The 19,884-nt window shown below is 51.5% G+C and carries 19 protein-coding genes, 1 other RNA gene and 1 pseudogene; 9 read left to right on the top strand and 12 right to left on the bottom strand.

The window, feature by feature from the left end; all coding sequences use genetic code 11:
• Positions 1–42 precede the first annotated feature (42 nt).
• Positions 43–432 (bottom strand): glycine cleavage system protein GcvH, encoded by a 390-nt coding sequence (gene gcvH / locus FEM44_RS04390; RefSeq protein WP_001295377.1) that lies wholly within the window; start codon positions 430–432, stop codon positions 43–45.
• A 22-nt stretch (positions 433–454) separates the two neighbouring features.
• On the bottom strand, positions 455–1,549 hold the full coding sequence (gene gcvT / locus FEM44_RS04395; protein ID WP_000068706.1) for a glycine cleavage system aminomethyltransferase GcvT: 1,095 nt from the start codon (positions 1,547–1,549) through the stop codon (positions 455–457).
• A gap of 258 nt (positions 1,550–1,807) precedes the next feature.
• Between gcvT and FEM44_RS25945 the strand changes: the two genes are divergently transcribed.
• Entirely contained in the window at positions 1,808–1,921 is a 114-nt protein-coding gene (locus FEM44_RS25945; RefSeq protein ID WP_441316609.1) for a hypothetical protein, read from the top strand.
• Positions 1,922–1,994: 73 nt separating this feature from the next.
• Here FEM44_RS25945 and ubiI read toward each other — a convergent pair whose 3' ends face one another.
• From ubiI to ygfB, 4 genes are read right to left on the bottom strand one after another with little or no spacing between them, the layout of a single operon-like run.
• Positions 1,995–3,197, bottom strand: a complete 1,203-nt coding sequence (gene ubiI / locus FEM44_RS04400) for an FAD-dependent 2-octaprenylphenol hydroxylase (RefSeq protein ID WP_135521110.1) — start codon at positions 3,195–3,197, stop codon at positions 1,995–1,997.
• Positions 3,198–3,219: 22 nt separating this feature from the next.
• Positions 3,220–4,398 carry a 2-octaprenyl-6-methoxyphenyl hydroxylase gene (ubiH, locus tag FEM44_RS04405; RefSeq protein WP_135521108.1) on the bottom strand — a complete coding sequence of 393 codons (1,179 nt, stop codon included), beginning with the start codon at positions 4,396–4,398 and terminating at the stop codon, positions 3,220–3,222.
• The gene (gene pepP / locus FEM44_RS04410; protein ID WP_135521107.1) at positions 4,395–5,720 is read right to left on the bottom strand and encodes a Xaa-Pro aminopeptidase; all 1,326 of its coding nucleotides are present in this window, start codon (positions 5,718–5,720) and stop codon (positions 4,395–4,397) included. The genes ubiH and pepP overlap by 4 nt, the downstream gene beginning before the upstream one ends.
• A 25-nt stretch (positions 5,721–5,745) precedes the next feature.
• Positions 5,746–6,324, bottom strand: a complete 579-nt coding sequence (ygfB, locus tag FEM44_RS04415; protein ID WP_135383206.1) for a UPF0149 family protein YgfB — start codon at positions 6,322–6,324, stop codon at positions 5,746–5,748.
• Positions 6,325–6,491: 167 nt separating this feature from the next.
• Here ygfB and zapA point away from each other — a divergent pair, with 167 nt between their 5' ends.
• From zapA to FEM44_RS04430, 3 genes are all read left to right on the top strand, one after another.
• A complete protein-coding gene (gene zapA / locus FEM44_RS04420) occupies positions 6,492–6,821 on the top strand; it encodes a cell division protein ZapA (RefSeq protein ID WP_001276008.1) in 330 nt (109 codons plus the stop codon).
• A gap of 41 nt (positions 6,822–6,862) precedes the next feature.
• Positions 6,863–7,046, top strand: a non-coding RNA gene (gene ssrS, locus FEM44_RS04425) — 6S RNA.
• Positions 7,047–7,066: 20 nt separating this feature from the next.
• A complete protein-coding gene (locus FEM44_RS04430; RefSeq protein WP_135521105.1) occupies positions 7,067–7,669 on the top strand; it encodes a 5-formyltetrahydrofolate cyclo-ligase in 603 nt (200 codons plus the stop codon).
• Between the two features lie 100 nt (positions 7,670–7,769).
• Here FEM44_RS04430 and FEM44_RS04435 read toward each other — a convergent pair whose 3' ends face one another.
• From FEM44_RS04435 to rpiA, 3 genes are all read right to left on the bottom strand, one after another.
• Positions 7,770–7,829, bottom strand: a complete 60-nt coding sequence (locus FEM44_RS04435) for a type I toxin-antitoxin system Ibs family toxin (RefSeq protein ID WP_100635201.1) — start codon at positions 7,827–7,829, stop codon at positions 7,770–7,772.
• A gap of 240 nt (positions 7,830–8,069) precedes the next feature.
• A complete protein-coding gene (gene serA / locus FEM44_RS04440; protein ID WP_130217979.1) occupies positions 8,070–9,302 on the bottom strand; it encodes a phosphoglycerate dehydrogenase in 1,233 nt (410 codons plus the stop codon).
• Between the two features lie 254 nt (positions 9,303–9,556).
• A complete protein-coding gene (gene rpiA, locus FEM44_RS04445) occupies positions 9,557–10,216 on the bottom strand; it encodes a ribose-5-phosphate isomerase RpiA (protein WP_000189743.1) in 660 nt (219 codons plus the stop codon).
• 392 nt (positions 10,217–10,608) lie between these two features.
• On the opposite strand from rpiA, the gene argP reads away from it, so the two are divergent.
• The 5 genes and pseudogenes from argP to FEM44_RS04475 form a co-directional block, all read left to right on the top strand.
• A complete protein-coding gene (argP, locus tag FEM44_RS04455) occupies positions 10,609–11,502 on the top strand; it encodes a DNA-binding transcriptional regulator ArgP (protein ID WP_000828349.1) in 894 nt (297 codons plus the stop codon).
• A gap of 203 nt (positions 11,503–11,705) precedes the next feature.
• The gene (gene scpA, locus FEM44_RS04460) at positions 11,706–13,850 is read left to right on the top strand and encodes a methylmalonyl-CoA mutase (protein ID WP_135521102.1); all 2,145 of its coding nucleotides are present in this window, start codon (positions 11,706–11,708) and stop codon (positions 13,848–13,850) included.
• A complete protein-coding gene (meaB, locus tag FEM44_RS04465; RefSeq protein ID WP_138158874.1) occupies positions 13,843–14,838 on the top strand; it encodes a methylmalonyl Co-A mutase-associated GTPase MeaB in 996 nt (331 codons plus the stop codon). The genes scpA and meaB overlap by 8 nt, the downstream gene beginning before the upstream one ends.
• A gap of 10 nt (positions 14,839–14,848) precedes the next feature.
• A complete protein-coding gene (gene scpB, locus FEM44_RS04470; RefSeq protein WP_135521100.1) occupies positions 14,849–15,634 on the top strand; it encodes a methylmalonyl-CoA decarboxylase in 786 nt (261 codons plus the stop codon).
• Positions 15,635–15,659: 25 nt separating this feature from the next.
• Positions 15,660–17,133, top strand: a pseudogene (locus tag FEM44_RS04475) (acetyl-CoA hydrolase/transferase family protein); the annotation flags it as partial.
• Between the two features lies 1 nt (position 17,134).
• On the opposite strand, the gene srsR reads toward FEM44_RS04475, so the two are convergent.
• From srsR to argO, 3 genes are all read right to left on the bottom strand, one after another.
• The gene (srsR, locus tag FEM44_RS04480) at positions 17,135–18,031 is read right to left on the bottom strand and encodes a LysR family transcriptional regulator SrsR (RefSeq protein ID WP_135521098.1); all 897 of its coding nucleotides are present in this window, start codon (positions 18,029–18,031) and stop codon (positions 17,135–17,137) included.
• A 170-nt stretch (positions 18,032–18,201) separates the two neighbouring features.
• Positions 18,202–18,942, bottom strand: a complete 741-nt coding sequence (locus tag FEM44_RS04485; RefSeq protein ID WP_064529765.1) for an oxidative stress defense protein — start codon at positions 18,940–18,942, stop codon at positions 18,202–18,204.
• 92 nt (positions 18,943–19,034) lie between these two features.
• Positions 19,035–19,670, bottom strand: coding sequence for an arginine exporter ArgO (gene argO, locus FEM44_RS04490; protein WP_130217989.1), 636 nt, complete (start codon positions 19,668–19,670; stop codon positions 19,035–19,037).
• Between the last annotated feature and the right edge of the window lie 214 nt (positions 19,671–19,884).

The raw sequence follows: 19,884 nt of genomic DNA on the forward strand, positions 1-19,884 counted from the left end.
TCCCTCACCCTGATCCTCTCCCGCAGAAGAGGATTAAAGCCGTTACTCGTCTTCTAACAATGCTTCGTATGCAGTCGCATCCAGCAGTGATTCCAATTCGCTTTCATCGCTGGCTTTGATTTTAAAGATCCAGCCGCCTGCATACGGTTCGCTGTTCACCAGTTCCGGGGAATCGCTCAGTGCGTCGTTTACCGCCACGATTTCACCGCTTACTGGCGCATAAATGTCTGACGCCGCTTTTACTGATTCGGCAACCGCGCAGTCATCACCCGCGCTAACCGTTGCGCCTACTTCCGGCAGGTCAACAAACACCATATCGCCTAACAGCTCCTGAGCGTGTTCGGTGATGCCAACGGTGTAAGTGCCGTCGGCTTCTTTACGCAGCCATTCGTGTTCTTTGCTGTATTTCAGTTCTGCTGGTACGTTGCTCATCAATCAATCTCCAAAAAAGTAATCACGCGACGGCTTTGCCGTTACGCACAAAAACAGGTTTCGTCACTTTAACCGGCATTTCACGGTTGCGAATTTGCACAATCGCTGTTTCACCAATACCTTCCGGCACGCGCGCCAGCGCAATGCTGTAACCCAGCGTCGGTGAGAAAGTACCGCTGGTGATAATGCCTTCATGCTGGTTGCCCTGCGCATCGGTAAAACGTACCGGCAGTTCATTACGCAGCACGCCTTTTTCGGTCATCACCAGACCAACCAGTTTCTCTGTGCCATGTTCACGCTGCGCTTCCAGAGCTTCACGACCGATAAAGTCACGATCTGCCGGTTCCCAGGCGATGGTCCAGCCCATGTTGGCGGCTAACGGAGAGATGGTTTCGTCCATCTCCTGACTATACAAATTCATGCCCGCTTCCAGACGCAGCGTGTCACGCGCCCCCAGGCCACATGGCTTAACGCCCGCTTCCACCAGCGCACGCCAGAAATCGGCCGCTTTTTCATTGGGCAGCGCAATTTCATAGCCCGCTTCACCGGTGTAACCGGTGGTGGCAATAAACAGATCGCCCGCCTGCACGCCAAAGAACGGTTTCATCCCTTCCACCGCCTGACGCTGGGCGTCATTAAACAGTGTGGCAGCTTTTGCCTGCGCATTCGGCCCTTGTACGGCAATCATGGAAAGGTCATCACGAACGGTAATTTCGATGCCGAAAGGTTCAGCGTGTTGGGTAATCCAGGAGAGGTCTTTTTCGCGGGTGGCGGAGTTAACAACGAGGCGGAAGAAATCTTCAGTGAAGTAGTAGACGATGAGGTCATCTATCACACCGCCAGAGGCATTCAACATCCCCGAGTAAAGGGCTTTGCCGCTTTTGGTGAGCTTCGCCACATCGTTCGCCAGCAGATAACGCAGAAACTCCCGGGTGCGGCTGCCGCGGAGATCGACGATGGTCATATGCGACACATCAAACATTCCGGCATCGGTACGTACCGCATGATGTTCGTCGATTTGCGAACCGTAATGCAGCGGCATCATCCAGCCGTGGAAATCCACCATGCGAGCGCCGCAAAGCGTGTGTTGTTCGTACAAAGGAGTCTGTTGTGCCATCTTGTCCTCATTGAATAAGCGGGGCTGACAACTTTTCGTGGTGAAATTGTCACCACGAAACCCAGCACTGGAGCCACTCCCGGTCCCCAACGCAATCGTTCTCTTTTCCCTGAACTTACCACCGAAACAGACGGTTAACCATAAGGAAAAATTGATCATCACATTAGCTTATGGTTAAAAACCGCAAAAATGACAACAGGACAAAAAACCAAATAACACGATACCTGCAAACAAACATAACGAATTAATAAAACAGTTTTGAATAAATCGATATTAAGAACTAAAAAAATACCTAAAATCAACAAATCAAATATTAACGACATTAGAAAATATAATGCGAAATTGCAGGTGAAATTAGTTTATTTCAAATGAGGAAAATCCCCCGGTTAAAAAACCGGGAGACGAAAGTGTGATGGGTATCAAATAAACAAAAGAGGAGAAATTTTTAACGCAGCCATTCAGGCAAATCGTTTAATCCCATTGCCTGACGAATAAGTTGCGGTTTAACGCCAGGAAGCGTATCGGCCAGTTTCAGACCAATATCACGCAGCAGTTTTTTCGCTGGATTAGCGCCAGAAAATAGATCGCGGAATCCCTGCATACCAGCCAGCATCAGCGCCGCACTGTGCTTGCGGCTACGCTCATAGCGACGCAGGTAAATGTACTGCCCGATGTCTTTGCCCTGACGATGTAACCGTTTCAGTTCAGCAATCAACTCTGCGGCGTCCATAAAGCCGAGATTAACCCCCTGCCCCGCCAGCGGATGAATGGTATGCGCGGCGTCGCCCACCAGCGCCAGGCGGTGCGCGGCAAACTGGCGCGCATAACGCCCCGTCAGCGGAAACACAAGACGCTCGCTCTCAACCCTGCATAAGCCCAGGCGATTATCAAAAGCGATATTTAACGCGCGATTAAATTCGTCTTCCCCTGCCTGCTGCATCCGCTGCGCTTCCTCTGGCGACAGTGACCAGACAATCGAGCAAAGATGCGGATCGCTAAGCGGTAAAAAGGCCAGAATGCCTTCGCCATGGAAAACTTGCCGCGCCACCGCATCATGCGGTTCTTCCGTGCGAATGGTCGCCACCAGCGCGTGATGCTGATAATCCCAGAAAGTCAGCGGAATATCGGCCTTGTTGCGCAACCAGGAATTAGCGCCGTCCGCACCAATTACCAGACGCGCCGTTAACATGCTACCGTCTTTCAGCGTCAGGAAGGTTTCGTTCTCTCCCCAGGCAACCTGCTGTAATTCTGCGGGGGCCAGCAGGGTGATATCTGACGACTGCTGCGCTTTGTTCCACAGCGCGTAGTGAATCACTGAATTTTCAACGATATGCCCAAGATGGCTATAGCCCATGCTTTGATCGTCAAACGAGATGTGACCAAAACTGTCTTTATCCCACACTTCCATACCGTGATAGCAACAGGCCCTACGAGAGAGAATGTCCTGCCAGACGCCAAGACGGGTGAGTAATTTTTCGCTGGCGGCATTGATAGCCGAAACGCGCAGTTGTGGTGGTGCATCCGCCGCCAGAGGTTCCGGTACGCGCTGCTCCAGTACGGCAACGCGTAAGCCGCTACCCTGTAAGCCGCAGGCAACCGCCAGCCCCACCATGCCGCCGCCAACAATGGCTACATCAACACTTTGCATTGTTTATTCCTTAAAACCGCCTTCAACGCGCCACCCAACCGAGGGTGCGCTGCGCCAGCACATCGCGTGCCGGGGTGAATAATTCCATCGTCATCAGCCCGATGTTGCGCCCGACAACCAACGGCGCCCAACGGTTGGCAAAAAGATGTACCAGACTGTCCGTGACGCCGATGGTTGCTTCGCGATCGCTCTGTCGACGCTGCTGATAACGGCATAATACGCCGTAATCACCAATGTCTTCTGCGCGCTCCTGCGCCTGAGTCAGGGTTTCCGCAAGGCTCATGACATCACGCATACCGAGGTTAAATCCTTGCCCGGCAATCGGGTGCAGGGTTTGCGCCGCATTGCCCACCAGCACGGTGCGATGGGTAATCGGTCTGGCGGCGCGGGTTAACGCCAGCGGATAAGCACTGCGTTTACCGGCGTGGGTAATTTGCCCCAGTCGCCAGCCAAAGGCAGACTGGAGTTCACGGCAAAACTTCTCGTCGCTCCACGCCAACACTTCTTCGCGCCGTTCCAGTGGATGACACCAGACCAGCGAACAGCGTCCTTCAGACATCGGCAACATCGCCAGCGGGCCATGTTGCGTAAAGCGCTCAAAAGCGCGCCCTCCATGCGCAACGGAAGTCGCAACGTTGGCAATGACTGCCAGTTGTTCGTAGGGTTCCTGCTGCCAGTCAACGCCACAGGTCGTAGCTAACGCGGAATGCGTACCGTCAGCCGCCACCAGCACGCGACCCGTCAGCGTCTCGCCACTCTCCAGCGTCACTTCAACGTTAGCTGGGGTACGAACAACATTAGCAATGCGATCCGGGCAATGCAGCGTTACGCCAGGCGCTTTGCGCAACAGCGCAAACAGGCGTTGCCCGACATTGTGCAATTCGACAACCTGCCCCAGCGCCGCCAGTTGGTAATCTTCTGCGGCGAGGGTGACGAATCCGGCATGACCACGATCGCTGACATGCACGGTGGTGATGGCGGTTGCGTAATCAGCCAGAGATTGCCAGACGCCGATGCGCGCCAGTTGCTGACAGGTGCCCGCCGCCAGCGCAATAGCCCGTCCATCAAAGCCCGGATGAGCATGAGACTCTGGCGCGGTCGCTTCAATCAAATGTACCGGCAGCGTCCCATGACTTAACCGGGAAATAGCCAGCGCCAGCGTCGCGCCAGCCATGCCGCCACCGACGATGATTACGCTCATTGCTTTCTCGCAGCTGCCATCAACGCTTCAATTTCTTCCGGCTTTTTCACCACGCTGGCGGTGAGGTTTTCGTTGCCGTTTTCGGTAATCACAATGTCGTCTTCAATACGAATGCCGATCCCACGATATTGTTCTGGTACTTCTGCATCCGGCGCAATATACAGACCTGGCTCTACGGTCAGCACCATACCCGGTTCAAGAATGCGCGAGCGCTCCTGGCCATAAACGCCCACATCATGGACATCCAGTCCTAACCAGTGGCTAAGGCCATGCATAAAGAAAGGACGATGGGCGTTCTGAGCGATCAGTTCATCAACATCACCTTTCAGGATGCCGAGTTTTACCAGACCGCCAACCATGATGCGCACCACTTCACCAGTGACTTCCTGAATGGAAGTTCCCGGACGATACAGGCGCAGGCTGGTTTCAAGAGACTCCAGCACAATGTCATAGATTTCACGCTGAGCCTGAGTGAATTTGCCGTTGACCGGGAAGGTGCGGGTGATATCGCCCGCGTAACCTTTATATTCACAACCAGCATCAATCAACACCAGGTCGCCGTCGCGCAGTTCACTCTCGTTTTCGGTGTAATGCAGAATGCAGCCGTTTTCACCGCTGCCGACAATGGTGTTATAGGAAGGATAGCGCGCACCGTGGCGGTTGAATTCGTGGTGAATTTCGCCTTCCAGATGGTACTCGAACATCCCCGGACGGCATTTTTCCATCGCCCGGGTATGCGCCAGTGCGGTGATTTCACCCGCGCGGCGAAGTACGGCAATCTCTTCCGGCGATTTGAACAGGCGCATTTCATGAACAATGGGACGCCAGTCGATCATCGTTGCTGGCGCGCTGAGATTTTGCCGCGAGCCTTTACGCAGTTTTTCCAGCGCACTATTCACGATTTCATCAGCATATGCATATTCGCCCTGGGCGTGGTAAACCACATCCAGACCATTAAGTAGTTGATAAAGTTGCTGATTGATTTCGCTGAACGCCAGAGCGCGATCAACGCCCAGTTTCTCTGGCGCGGCATCCTGACCTAAACGACGGCCAAACCAGATCTCCGCCGTCAGGTCGCGCACGCGGTTAAACAAAACGCTGTGGTTATGAGTGTCATCGCTTTTAATCAGCACCAGCACCGCTTCGGGTTCATTAAAGCCGGTGAAGTACCAGAAGTCGCTGTTCTGACGATAGGGGTATTCGCTGTCGGCGCTACGGGTCACTTCTGGTGCCGCAAAAATCAGCGCGGCGCTGCCGGGTTGCATTTGCTCCACCAGGGCCTGACGGCGGCGCTGAAATTCCTGCTGAGATATCTCACTCATAACACTCTCCTTACGTTTTTTGTTTTTAGTGTAGAGTTGGTTTTTGTACTTCTGGTGCGGTCGGTTGCGGATGAGTAAAGGTGTCGTGGCATAACAGCGCGGCAACACGGACGTACTCGATGATCTCTTCAAGCGACATTTCCAGCTCTTCTTGATCTTCGTCTTCGTCGTAGCCCAGTTGCGCGATGTTACGCAGATCGTCAATGGCTTCGCCGGTTTCGCCAGTCACTTTATCCAGCTTCGGCTGAGTGACGCCAAGACCGAGCAGGAAGTGATTTACCCAGCCTGCCAACGCATCAGCGCGATCGAAAACGCTAACGCCATCGCCATCAGGCAGATAAAGCTGAAAAAGGAAGCCGTCATCTTGCAAGGCATCACTGGTGGCAGAGTGCATTTTGCGCAATGCCTGGGCAAGTTCATGCCCGAAAGCCATACCTTCGTTCGTCAGGTCGTGAAGCAGCGGCAGCCAGGAGCTGTCATCATTACCGCCACATATCATCCCACTGATTAAACCATGCATCTCAGCAGGGGTCAGACCTGTCCCTTGTTGGTTCAGATACTGGTTCATTTCATTGTAACCAGGCATTTCGTTCTGTATTGACATAAGCATTCGGCATCAAAGGGAGGAAGATTCATGATATGCTATCACTTTGGACCCTGGTGGACCAGAAAAGGGCTTGTCTCATTGCACCAGGGTAGCTATAGTTTCGCCCCTTCGCAGACCAAAGGTCTGAAGGCGAAGGCAGCGCAGTCAATCAGCAGGAAGGTGGCATGTCTGCACAACCCGTCGATATCCAAATTTTTGGCCGTTCACTGCGTGTGAACTGCCCGCCTGACCAAAGGGATGCGTTGAATCAGGCTGCGGACGATCTGAACCAACGGTTGCAAGATCTGAAAGAACGCACTAGAGTCACAAATACTGAACAGTTGGTCTTCATTGCCGCATTGAATATCAGCTATGAGTTAGCGCAAGAAAAAGCGAAGACTCGTGACTACGCGGCAAGTATGGAACAGCGTATTCGGATGCTGCAACAGACCATAGAACAAGCGTTACTTGAACAAGGTCGCATCACCGAAAAAACGAACCAAAACTTTGAATGACACTTTCCGGTTTACTGTGGTAGAGTAACCGTGAAGACAAAATTTCTCTGAGATGTTCGCAAGCGGGCCAGTCCCCTGAGCCGATATTTCATACCACAAGAATGTGGCGCTCCGTGGTTGGTGAGCATGCTCGGTCCGTCCGAGAAGCCTTAAAACTGCGACGACACATTCACCTTGAACCAAGGGTTCAAGGGTTACAGCCTGCGGCGGCATCTCGGAGATTCCCTTCTTATCTGGCACCAGCCATGACACAACTACCAGAAATCCCACTGACATTATCCCGACAAGAAATCCGTAAAATGATTCGGCAGCGTCGTCGTGCGTTAACGCCGGAGCAACAACGTGAAATGGGCCAGCTGGCTGCCATGCGGATGATGAGTTATCCCCCTGTTGTGATGGCGCATACGGTCGCTGTATTTCTCTCTTTTGATGGCGAACTCGACACCCAGCCGCTCATAGAACAACTCTGGCGCGCCGGTAAGCGCGTGTATCTTCCAGTTTTACATCCCTTTAGTGCCGGTAATTTACTGTTCCTGAATTACCATCCTAAGAGTGAACTGGTGATGAACAGGTTGAAGATCCACGAGCCAAAACTGGACGTGCGTGACGTGCTACCCCTTTCCCGATTAGACGTCCTGATAACGCCGCTGGTCGCCTTTGATGAGTTCGGTCAACGCCTCGGAATGGGAGGTGGATTTTATGATCGGACATTGCAAAACTGGCAGCACTACAACATACAGCCAGTAGGTTATGCCCATGATTGCCAGTTGGTGGAAAAACTCCCCGTAGAAGAATGGGACGTCCCGCTGCCTGCGGTGGTTACGCCATCGAAAATCTGGGAGTGGTGAGAGCGACATACCTGCATCGCCCTGATTGACATCGTTGATTCTTTGACCTAATTTAGTGAGTAAGGGTAAGGGAGGATTGCTCCTCCCCTGTGACTGACTGTTAATAAGCTGGCAAACTTATGAGTAACAGTACAATCAGTATGATGACAAGTCGCATCATAACCCTTCTCCTTTAAGCCCTCGCTTCGGTGAGGGCTTTACCGTTACAGCCCTGTGCTGCCCCGTCATCGTAAATCCTCTTTGAGTAAACACAACGCATTGATCTGGCTTTAATTTATTTCTTCGAGCAGGCTCGCAAAGGCGATTACACAGCGATGTAAATGCCGTAATTAGCGCGGTAAAAGGGATAAAAAAAACGGGCAAGTCAGCGACCTGCCCGTTGTTTGTCAGAGAAGGGAAATCAGTACAGCAGGCGGGCGCGAACAGTACCCGGAATAGCTTTCATGGCCTGTAACGCTTTTTCAGCAACGTCTTCGTCAGCTTCAATATCAATAACTACGTAACCCATCTGGGCAGAAGTTTGCAGATATTGCGCGGCAATGTTGACGCCCTGCTCGGCAAATATTTTGTTCAGCGCAGTCAGCACGCCCGGGCGGTTTTCGTGAATGTGCATCAGACGGCGTCCACCATGCAGCGGCAGCGAGACTTCCGGGAAGTTCACCGCAGAGAGTGTGGAGCCATTGTCAGAGTACTTGATTAATTTGCCCGCAACTTCCAGGCCGATATTCTCCTGCGCTTCCTGAGTCGAACCGCCAATGTGTGGCGTCAGAAGGACGTTGTCGAATTCGCACAGCGGAGAGGTAAACGGATCGCTGTTAGTCGCCGGTTCCGTCGGGAACACGTCGATTGCGGCCCCTGCCAGATGTTTGCTCGCCAGAGCGTCACACAGCGCCGGAATATCAACCACCGTTCCGCGCGAAGCGTTAATCAGTAGCGAGCCCGGCTTCATCAGCGAGATCTCTTTCGCGCCCATCATATTTTTGGTAGACGCATTCTCTGGCACATGCAGACTCACTACATCGCTCATATTCAGCAGGTCGGAAAGATGTTGCACCTGAGTGGCGTTGCCCAAAGGCAGTTTGTTTTCAATATCATAGAAGTAAACATACATCCCCAGCGATTCCGCCAGAATGCCCAGTTGCGTACCAATATGACCATAACCAATAATGCCCAGCTTTTTGCCGCGCGCTTCAAAAGAACCTGCGGCCAGCTTGTTCCATACGCCACGGTGCGCTTTGGCGTTGGCTTCCGGCACTCCGCGTAATAGCAGCAGAAGTTCGCCAATCACCAACTCAGCAACGGAACGCGTATTTGAAAACGGGGCATTAAATACCGGGATCCCGCGTTTTGCCGCAGCATTCAAATCAACCTGGTTGGTCCCAATGCAGAAACAGCCAATAGCGACCAGTTTTTCAGCAGCATTGATCACGTCTTCGGTCAGATGGGTACGGGATCGCAAGCCGATGAAGTGGGCATCGCGGATGGATTCTTTTAATTGTTCATCATCCAGCGCGCCTTTGTGAAATTCGATGTTGGTGTAACCTGCCGCACGAAGGCTTTCGAGCGCCTTTTGATGCACCCCTTCTACCAGCAGAAACTTAATCTTGTCTTTCTCCAGCGATACCTTTGCCATTTACCCAATCCTGTCTTTGAAATGTTGTGTGCGGATTTGCGTCCGCCTTTCAACATATCAAAAAATAATATTGCGGCAATATGAACGTTTGCGTCGCGATATTGAGGAAATATCACGCAAAGGTATTTCTTGGATGAATATGCTGGTTTAGAGGATTTATTTAGAGCAATCGACAACAGCCTGGTAAAAACGTGACACATGTCACCAAATTTAATGAAGAGAATTTTTTTAACGGGGGAGGTTCCCCCGTCAGATCATTTCACAATGGTTTTGACACCGTCAGGTGTGCCAATCAGCGCAACGTCCGCGCCACGGTTAGCAAACAAGCCAACAGTTACCACGCCAGGAATCGCATTTATGGCGTTTTCCATCGCGATCGGGTCAAGGATTTCCATGCCGTGGACGTCGAGGATCACGTTGCCATTATCGGTTACCACACCCTGACGGTATTCCGGACGACCGCCCAGTTTCACCAGCTGGCGCGCCACTGCACTACGTGCCATCGGGATAACTTCTACTGGCAGCGGGAATTTGCCCAGAATATCAACCTGCTTGGAAGCATCTGCGATACAGATAAATTTTTCCGCAACCGAAGCAATGATTTTTTCACGGGTCAGCGCCGCGCCGCCGCCTTTGATCATTTGCATGTGGCCGTTGATTTCATCTGCGCCATCAACGTAGATGCCAAGGCTGTCGACTTCGTTGAGATCAAAAACGTGAATGCCGAGGCTCTTCAGTTTTTCAGTGGAAGCATCTGAACTGGAAACGGCCCCTTCAATCTGGCCTTTCATTGTTCCGAGCGCGTCAATAAAGTGTGCGGCGGTGGAACCTGTACCTACACCAACAATGGTGCCGGGCTGAACATACTGAAGTGCCGCCCATCCTACTGCTTTTTTCAATTCATCCTGCGTCATGATCGTTTCGCCTGTGGTATGAAATTTCACACGCATTATATACAAAAAAAGCGAATCAGACCCCGTTGGCAAGCCGCGTGGTTAACCCATCAATAAAATAACGAGTAATGTTGCTCTTCAGGAAAAAGACGACAAGGGGGCCTGATATCCTGCTCCACAGCATAAACCGTTGCACCAACTCTCCGTTCTCCCGCGCAGACGCAATGGGATTATTGGCCGATAAACCAACCTTTACAACACACGGCCCGGGTACTTCACAAAGGCTTAGAAAGCACGGTATTGCCAACCAAAATGTCCACTATGACCGCTTTTGTATGCGTTAAATACTCTGTAACCAAAGCAAAATTATGTCATAGTTCGGCATGAGAATATTTGAGGAGCAGGTTAGAGAAATGAAACGCCCGGACTACAGGACATTACAGGCACTGGATGCGGTGATACGTGAACGAGGATTTGAGCGCGCGGCACAAAAGTTGTGCATTACGCAATCAGCCGTCTCACAACGCATTAAGCAACTGGAAAATATGTTCGGGCAGCCGCTGTTGGTGCGAACAGTTCCCCCGCGCCCGACAGAACAAGGGCAAAAATTACTGGCACTGCTTCGCCAGGTCGAGCTGCTGGAAGAAGAGTGGCTGGGCGATGAACAAACCGGTTCCACCCCACTACTGCTCTCGCTGGCAGTCAACGCCGACAGTCTGGCAACCTGGTTGCTTCCGGCACTGGCTCCTGTACTGGCTGATTCGCCTATTCGTCTGAACTTACAGGTGGAAGATGAAACTCGCACCCAGGAGCGTCTGCGTCGAGGTGAAGTGGTCGGCGCGGTGAGTATTCAACATCAGGCGCTGCCTAGTTGCCTGGTCGATAAACTTGGCGCGCTCGACTATCTGTTCGTCAGCTCCAAACCGTTTGCCGAGAAATACTTCCCCAACGGAGTAAGCCGTTCTGCGCTGCTCAAAGCACCGGTTGTCGCGTTTGACCATCTTGACGATATGCACCAGGCATTTTTGCAGCAAAACTTCGATCTGCCGCCAGGTAGCGTACCGTGCCATATCGTTAACTCGTCCGAAGCCTTCGTGCAGCTCGCTCGCCAGGGTACAACCTGCTGTATGATCCCACACCTGCAAATTGAAAAAGAATTGGCCAGCGGAGAGTTGATTGATCTGACGCCCGGGCTATTCCAACGGCGAATGCTCTACTGGCATCGCTTTGCCCCAGAAAGCCGCATGATGCGTAAAGTCACTGATGCTTTGCTCGACTATGGTCACAAAGTGCTTCGTCAGGATTAATCAATCAGTTAACGCCTGGTAGCACATATCAGGCGTTTTTCTTTTTTTCTTTTTTATTCTTTGAATAACATCACAAAACAGACAAATCTCACACGGCAAAAAACGACGCCCCATTCCATTTTTTTTGCTGGCGACAAACCCGTATAAAAAGCTCACCGTAAGCGCAAACACCCTCATTTTTATTGCGTTTTATGGAGCAAATAATGTCAAATGTGCAAGAGTGGCAACAGCTTGCCAACAAGGAGTTGAGCCGTCGGGAGAAAACCGTCGACTCACTGGTTCAGCAAACGGCGGAAGGGATCGCCATCAAGCCACTGTATACCGAAGCCGATCTCGACAATCTGGAAGTGACCGGTACCCTTCCTGGCTTACCGCCCTATGTTCGTGGTCCCCGCGCCACCATGTATACCGCCCAACCGTGGACCATCCGTCAGTATGCCGGTTTCTCGACCGCCAAAGAGTCCAACGCTTTTTATCGCCGTAACCTGGCTGCCGGGCAAAAAGGTCTTTCCGTGGCGTTTGACCTTGCCACCCACCGTGGCTACGACTCCGATAACCCGCGCGTGGCGGGCGATGTTGGCAAAGCGGGCGTCGCTATCGACACCGTAGAAGATATGAAGGTGCTCTTCGACCAAATCCCGCTGGATAAAATGTCGGTTTCGATGACCATGAACGGCGCAGTCTTGCCAGTGCTGGCCTTTTATATCGTGGCGGCAGAAGAGCAAGGCGTTCCCCCCGATAAAATGACGGGTACAATTCAGAACGATATCCTCAAAGAGTACCTCTGCCGCAATACCTATATTTACCCACCGAAACCTTCCATGCGCATTATCGCTGACATTATCGCCTGGTGTTCCGGCAATATGCCGCGCTTCAATACCATTAGCATCAGCGGCTACCACATGGGCGAAGCCGGTGCGAACTGTGTGCAACAGGTGGCGTTTACTCTCGCCGATGGGATTGAGTACATCAAAGCAGCTCTCTCTGCTGGCTTAAAAATTGATGACTTCGCCCCGCGCCTGTCGTTCTTCTTTGGTATCGGCATGGACCTGTTTATGAACGTCGCCATGCTGCGCGCCGCACGCTATCTCTGGAGCGAAGCAGTAAGCGGGTTTGGTGCCAAAGATCCGAAATCGCTGGCGCTACGCACCCACTGTCAAACCTCCGGCTGGAGTCTCACCGAACAGGATCCGTATAACAACGTTATCCGCACCACCATTGAAGCGTTGGCAGCTACCCTTGGCGGAACCCAGTCGCTGCATACAAATGCCTTTGATGAAGCGCTTGGTTTGCCGACCGATTTTTCGGCACGTATTGCCCGTAACACCCAAATCATTATTCAGGAAGAGTCAGAACTCTGTCGCACCGTCGATCCGCTGGCCGGTTCTTATTACGTTGAGTCACTAACCGATCAGATCGTGAAACAGGCCAGAGCCATCATTGATCAGATCGACGAAGCCGGAGGCATGGCGAAGGCGATCGAAGCAGGTCTGCCAAAAAGGATGATCGAAGAAGCATCTGCTCGTGAACAGTCGTTGATCGACCAGGGCAAACGCGTGATCGTCGGCGTCAACAAATACAAACTGGATCACGAAGATGAAACTGATGTCCTTGAAATCGACAACGTGATGGTGCGTAACGAGCAAATTGCTTCGCTGGAACGCATTCGCGCCACCCGTGATGATGCCGCCGTAACCGCCGCGTTGAACGCTCTGACTCACGCTGCACAGCATAACGAAAACCTGCTGGCTGCCGCTGTTAATGCGGCTCGCGTTCGCGCGACGCTGGGTGAAATATCCGATGCGCTGGAAGCCGCTTTTGACCGTTATCTGGTACCGAGCCAGTGTGTTACCGGCGTCATTGCGCAAAGCTATCATCAGTCGGAAAAATCAGCCTTCGAGTTTGATGCAATTGTTGCGCAAACGGAGCTGTTCCTTGCCGACAATGGTCGTCGCCCGCGCATTCTGATCGCCAAAATGGGACAAGATGGACACGATCGCGGAGCGAAAGTCATTGCCAGCGCCTATTCCGATCTTGGTTTCGACGTTGATTTGAGTCCCATGTTCTCCACGCCGGAAGAGATCGCCCGCCTGGCAGTGGAAAACGACGTTCATGTGGTGGGCGCATCCTCGCTTGCAGCAGGACATAAAACGCTGATCCCGGAACTGGTTGAAGCCCTGAAAAAATGGGGGCGCGAAGATATTTGCGTGGTCGCCGGTGGCGTTATTCCGCCGCAAGATTATGCCTTCCTGCAAGAGCGTGGCGTGGCGGCGATTTACGGTCCTGGTACTCCCATGCTCGACAGCGTGCGTGATGTGCTGAACCGGATTAGCCAACATCATGATTAACGAAGCCACGCTGGCAGACAGCATTCGACGCCTACGTCTGGGTGAGCGAGCCACGCTCGCCCAGACCATGACGCTGGTTGAGAGCCGTCACCCTCGCCATCAGGCACTCAGCACTCAACTGCTTGATGCCATCATGCCGTTTTGTGGTAACGCCCTGCGACTGGGCGTTACCGGCACGCCAGGAGCAGGAAAAAGTACCTTTCTTGAAGCCTTTGGCATGTTACTGATTCGCCAGGGGCTTAAGGTCGCAGTGATTGCCGTCGATCCCAGCAGCCCAGTGACCGGTGGCAGCATTCTTGGGGATAAGACTCGCATGACCGAACTGGCGCGTGCCGATGCAGCGTTTATTCGCCCGGTTCCGTCATCTGGTCACCTTGGCGGCGCCAGTCAGCGGGCGCGGGAGTTAATGCTGTTATGTGAAGCGGCGGGTTATGACGTGGTGATCGTTGAAACCGTCGGCGTCGGGCAGTCAGAAACGGAAGTCGCCCGCATGGTGGACTGCTTTATCTCGCTGCAAATTGCCGGTGGCGGCGATGATCTCCAGGGCATTAAAAAGGGTTTAATGGAGATGGCAGATCTGATTGTCATCAACAAAGATGATGGTGATAACCACACGAATGTCGCCATTACCCGCCATATGTACGAAAGCGCTCTGCATATTCTGCGCCGCAAATATGACGAATGGCAGCCACAGGTCCTCACCTGTAGTGCTCTGGAAAAATGCGGTATCGATGAGATATGGCGCGCAATTATCGATTTCAAAACCGCACTGACTACCAGCGGTCGTTTACAACAGGTGCGGCAACAACAATCGGTGGAATGGCTGCGTAAACAGACCGAAGAAGAGGTGCTGCACCACCTGTTCACTAATGAAGATTTCGATCGCTATTACAGCCAAACGCTATTAGCGGTCAAAAATAATATGCTCTCGCCGCGCACAGGTTTGCGGCAGCTCAGTGATTTTATCCAGACTCAGTATTTTAATTAAGGGAATTTTTATGTCTTATCAGTATGTTAATGTAGTCATCATCAACAAAGTGGCAGTCGTTGAGTTTAACTATGCCCGCAAACTCAATGCGTTAAGTAAAGTCTTTATTGATGACCTGATTCAGGCATTAAACGATCTCAATCGTCCAGAAATCCGCTGCATCATTCTGCGCGCCCCAAGTGGTTCCAGGGTCTTTTCCGCAGGTCACGACATTCATGAGTTGCCGTCAGGAGGTCGCGATCCGCTCTCTTACGATGATCCGCTACGTCAAATTACCCGTGTGATCCAAAAATGCCCCAAACCGGTAATTTCGATGGTCGAAGGTAGCGTCTGGGGTGGCGCATTTGAAATGATCATGAGCTCTGATCTGATCATCGCCGCCAGTACTTCTACCTTCTCAATGACGCCAGTCAACCTGGGCGTACCGTATAACCTGGTGGGGATCCACAACCTGACTCGTGACGCGGGCTTCCACATTGTCAAAGAGCTGATTTTTACCGCTTCGCCAATCACCGCTCAACGCGCGCTGGCTGTTGGCATTCTCAACCACGTTGTTGAGGCCGATGAACTGGAAGATTTCACCTTACAAATGGCTCACCACATTTCCGAAAAAGCGCCGTTAGCCATTGCAGTAATCAAGGAAGAGCTGCGCGTATTGGGTGAAGCGCACACCATGAATTCAGATGAATTTGAGCGTATTCAAGGGATGCGCCGGGCGGTTTATGACAGCGAAGATTATCAGGAAGGTATGAACGCCTTCCTGGAAAAACGTAAACCTAATTTCGTCGGTCATTAATGATCCACGAACTAAGGAGCAAAGGATGAATATTACCCGGACAAGGATGACCGCCGATGAAGCGGCGGAAATAATCCAGCACAACGATATGGTGGCATTCAGTGGTTTTACTCCTGCGGGTTCGCCCAAGGCTCTTCCTGTCGCCATTGCCCGTCGCGCCAATGAACAACATGAGGCGAAAAAAACGTATCAAATTCGCCTGCTGACCGGAGCGTCGATTAGCGCCGCCGCCGATGACATACTCTCTGAAGCTGACGCCGTTTCATGGCGCGCGCCATACCAGACATCATCGGGATTACGTAAAAAGATCAATCAGGGATCGGTTAGTTTTGTTGATCTACATTTGAGCGAAGTTGCGCAAATGGTCAACTACGGCTTTTTCGGCGACATCGATGTTGCGGTAATTGAAGCCTCAGCCCTCGCTCCGGATGGTCGCGTCTGGTTAACCAGTGGGATCGGTAATGCCCCGACCTGGTTGCTGCGCGCAAAGAAAGTGATCATTGAACTCAATCATTATCACGATCCGCGCGTTGCAGAACTGGCGGATATTGTGACTCCTGGCGCACCACCGCGACGCAATAGCGTGTCGATCTTCCATGCGATGGATCGCGTCGGTACCCGCTATGTACAAATCGATCCGAAAAAAATTGTCGCCGTCGTGGAAACCAACTTACCTGATGCAGGTAACTCGCTGGATAAACAAAATCCCATGTGCCAGCAAATCGCCGACAATGTGGTCACCTTCTTGTTGCGCGAAATGGCGCAGGGGCGCATTCCGCGGGAATTTCTGCCACTGCAAAGCGGGGTAGGCAACATCAATAATGCGGTAATGGCTCGTCTGGGGGAAAACCAAGAAATTCCTCCGTTTATGATGTATTCAGAAGTGCTACAGGAGTCTGTGGTTCATCTTCTGGAAACCGGCAAAATTATCGGGGCCAGCGCCTCCAGTCTGACAATTTCTGCCGATTCACTGCGCAAGATTTACGCCAATATGGATTACTTCGCCAGTCGCATTGTGTTACGTCCGCAAGAGATTTCCAATAACCCAGAAATTATCCGCCGCCTTGGTGTTATCGCTCTGAATGTCGGCCTCGAGTTTGATATTTACGGACACGCCAACTCAACGCACGTAGTCCCGGCGTTAATTTACTGAATGGTATCGGGGTAAGCGGTGATTTTAACGCAACGCGTATCTGTCGATCTTTATGGCACCGTCGATTGCTAAAGAAGGCAAGATCTCAACCGTCGTGCCTATGTGCAGCCATGTTGATCACAGCGAACACAGCGTGAAAGTGATTATCACAGAACAAGGGATCGCCGACTTACGTGGCCTCTCTCCACTTCAGCGCGCGCGCACTATCATCGATAACTGCGCACATCCGATGTACCGTGACTATCTGCATCGCTATCTGGAGAATGCACCCGGCGGGCATATTCACCACGATCTTAGCCACGTTTTCGATCTGCATCGTAATTTGATCGAAACGGGCTCAATGCTGGTTAATCGCTCGTACCGTCACGATCTTCAGCAATTTGCTGTAGCAGCGTGGCGGTATAGCGATGATTTTTCAGTGAATAAAGGTATTCCTGCATATACATTGGCGTATGCGGTGCATCAAAATATTTCAACGTAGCTGGGTTCACCAGCCGCCATGCAAAATGTGGGATCACCGTAAGAAAATGTCCGTGCTCAACGGCGCTGATTTTGGCCATAAAACTGTATGGGCGATAAATAATTGTTGGATTGATCCCACAAGGGCGCATGTTCGAATCTATCATCGCTTCATAATTAGCACGGTTTTGAAAGCGCATCTGTAACCAGGGCAACTCCTGTAATAACTCCTGCTCCTGACGCTCTTCATAACGGCGAGAAACGAGAAACCCCAGTCGCAGCGGCGGCAGTTCACTCATTGTTAGATTATCCAACCCCTGTACACGAGCGGAAACATGCTGCGGAGAGATAATAAAATCAAGCTGACGATAGAAGAGATTGTCGATAACCTCATTTTCGCTGAACTCAACCGGCTGGGCCGTCACGCCTTCATACTTATCACCCAGGCTAATTAACTGATCAAAAATAATCGTCGGATAGGTATTATCGATACCTATCACAATTTCACGAGAACGACGTCCAGAATTATGAATTTCATTATCGATCGCAGAAAGCCGTTGGTAAACCGGGAAGAGCTTTTGATAAAGCTCCTGCCCGGCTTTATTAAGGCTGATGTTATTATCTTTACGGGTAAATAATGTATAGCCAATTTGCTCCTCCAGCGCGGCAATACTTTTGCCAAACGGCGAAGCAGTCATATGTAACTTTTCTGCCGCGCGGGCAATATTATTGGTTTGCGCTAATAAAATAAAATTGCGCATCTTTTTAGAAATAAAAATATCCATCGCCGCTTCCTCCAAACATCCCTGTCCGCTTAACCGTTTCAGTAAGTTAATCCTTAATGAAATCGCAAGCAAAGATAGGTGCTTACGTCATGGTTTTACAGAAAATTACAGAAAAAAGAGGCGATATCAGATAAAGACATTAGCCCGACAAATGAGTCGGGCTACAAGTATTATTGTGCGGCAGGTGTTTTAGCGGGTTGTTGATCCACTGGTTCTAACTGGAAGACCACATCGACCTGATCATCAAACTGAATAGCGGCCTGCTCGTAAGTTTCCTGGGCGGAAACCGGTGCGGCATCGGCTTTCATCATGCGTACCATTGGGCTGGGCTGATAGTTGGAAACATGGTAGCGCACGCTATATACCGGCCCCAGTTTGCGATTAAAGCCGTTCGCCAGCTCCTGAGCCTGATGAATCGCGTTATCAATCGCTGCCTTACGCGCTTTGTCTTTATAGGCATCTGGCTGTGCCACGCCCAACGACACAGAACGAATTTCGTTGAGTCCAGCCTTCAGCGCGCCATCCAGCAAGGAATTCAGTTTGTCTAACTGACGAAGCGTGACTTCCACCGTTCTCACGGCACGGTAGCCTTTCAGGATACTTTTACCATCCTGGTAATCGTAGTCTGGCTGGGTACGCAAATTCGCGGAACTGATATCTTTTTTCGCGATCTGATTGAGTTCAAGGAAAGAGATATATTGCGCGACACGCTCATCCGCCTGCTTCTTGGCAGAAGCGGCATCCTTCGCCGTCACGTTAACTTCAATAGCAAGAATAGCGATATCTGGCACCGCATCAACGCTTGCCGTTCCTGAAGTGACAATGTGCGGACCATCCGGTAGTTCATTGGCCTGCACAGCCATCCCGCTGAAACCCATCAATGCCGCCAGGGCGATAACTTTGAACTTCACGTTAGTCTCTCCGTGTTAATTGACTTGCCCAAAATTCAGGACCTCTGGAGGCAAGCTTAGCGTCTCTGTTTTATTTTTCCATCGGATAGCGCCTAACTGAACAAGGCTTGTGCATGAGCAACACCCTCTTTCGCCAGTTGTAGGGCGATAATCCACATAACGCAGCCCACCACGAGATTGATAATGCGCTGCGCTTTGGCGGTACGCAAACGCGGCGCCAGCCAGGCGGCTAATAACGCCAGACCAAAAAACCACAGGAAAGAGGCACTGATCGTCCCGAGGGCAAACCAACGTTTGGGATCTGGCTCAAGTTGCCCGCCCAGGCTGCCCAATACCACAAAGGTATCCAGGTAAACATGCGGATTCAGCCAGGTTACCGCCAGCATAGTGGCAATAATTTTCCAACGTCCCTGTTTCATGACTTCAGCACTGACCAGCTCAATATTACTGCTCATCGCCGTTTTAAAAGCACCAAAACCATACCACAGCAAGAAGGCCACACCGCCCCAGGTCACCAGCGCCAGCAACCACGGTGACTGCATCAATAACGCGCTACCACCAAAAATCCCGGCGCAAATCAGGACCAAATCGCTTATCGCGCAGAGCAAAGCAATCATAATGTGGTACTGACGCCGAATGCCCTGATTCATCACAAAAGCATTTTGCGGACCAAGCGGCAGAATCATAGCAGCACCAAGTGCAAGACCTTGAAAATAATAAGAAAACACGTTGAACATTCCGAACTAATTATCTGATAAAGAGACTATAGCGCGGGATTGTTATTAGCGGAAATTGATAATATTAATTGGCAATCAGAAAAACTAATAAGAGAGAGGCCAGATAGTATTATCTGGCCTCAGATTGTTGACAAAGTGCGCTTTGCTCATGCCGGATGCGGCGTGAACGCCTTATCCGGCCTACAAAAGCACGAAAACTCAATAC

The organism is Escherichia sp. E4742 (assembly GCF_005843885.1).
In the GTDB taxonomy this organism is placed as follows: domain Bacteria; phylum Pseudomonadota; class Gammaproteobacteria; order Enterobacterales; family Enterobacteriaceae; genus Escherichia.

Coding starts and splice junctions, on each gene's coding strand:
- gcvH (WP_001295377.1), bottom strand. CDS start 432: ATGAGCAACGTACCAGCAGAACTGAAATACAGCAAAGAACACGAATGG.
- gcvT (WP_000068706.1), bottom strand. CDS start 1,549: ATGGCACAACAGACTCCTTTGTACGAACAACACACGCTTTGCGGCGCT.
- ubiI (WP_135521110.1), bottom strand. CDS start 3,197: ATGCAAAGTGTTGATGTAGCCATTGTTGGCGGCGGCATGGTGGGGCTG.
- ubiH (WP_135521108.1), bottom strand. CDS start 4,398: ATGAGCGTAATCATCGTCGGTGGCGGCATGGCTGGCGCGACGCTGGCG.
- pepP (WP_135521107.1), bottom strand. CDS start 5,720: ATGAGTGAGATATCTCAGCAGGAATTTCAGCGCCGCCGTCAGGCCCTG.
- ygfB (WP_135383206.1), bottom strand. CDS start 6,324: ATGTCAATACAGAACGAAATGCCTGGTTACAATGAAATGAACCAGTAT.
- zapA (WP_001276008.1), top strand. CDS start 6,492: ATGTCTGCACAACCCGTCGATATCCAAATTTTTGGCCGTTCACTGCGT.
- FEM44_RS04430 (WP_135521105.1), top strand. CDS start 7,067: ATGACACAACTACCAGAAATCCCACTGACATTATCCCGACAAGAAATC.
- serA (WP_130217979.1), bottom strand. CDS start 9,302: ATGGCAAAGGTATCGCTGGAGAAAGACAAGATTAAGTTTCTGCTGGTA.
- rpiA (WP_000189743.1), bottom strand. CDS start 10,216: ATGACGCAGGATGAATTGAAAAAAGCAGTAGGATGGGCGGCACTTCAG.
- argP (WP_000828349.1), top strand. CDS start 10,609: ATGAAACGCCCGGACTACAGGACATTACAGGCACTGGATGCGGTGATA.
- scpA (WP_135521102.1), top strand. CDS start 11,706: ATGTCAAATGTGCAAGAGTGGCAACAGCTTGCCAACAAGGAGTTGAGC.
- meaB (WP_138158874.1), top strand. CDS start 13,843: ATGATTAACGAAGCCACGCTGGCAGACAGCATTCGACGCCTACGTCTG.
- scpB (WP_135521100.1), top strand. CDS start 14,849: ATGTCTTATCAGTATGTTAATGTAGTCATCATCAACAAAGTGGCAGTC.
- srsR (WP_135521098.1), bottom strand. CDS start 18,031: ATGGATATTTTTATTTCTAAAAAGATGCGCAATTTTATTTTATTAGCG.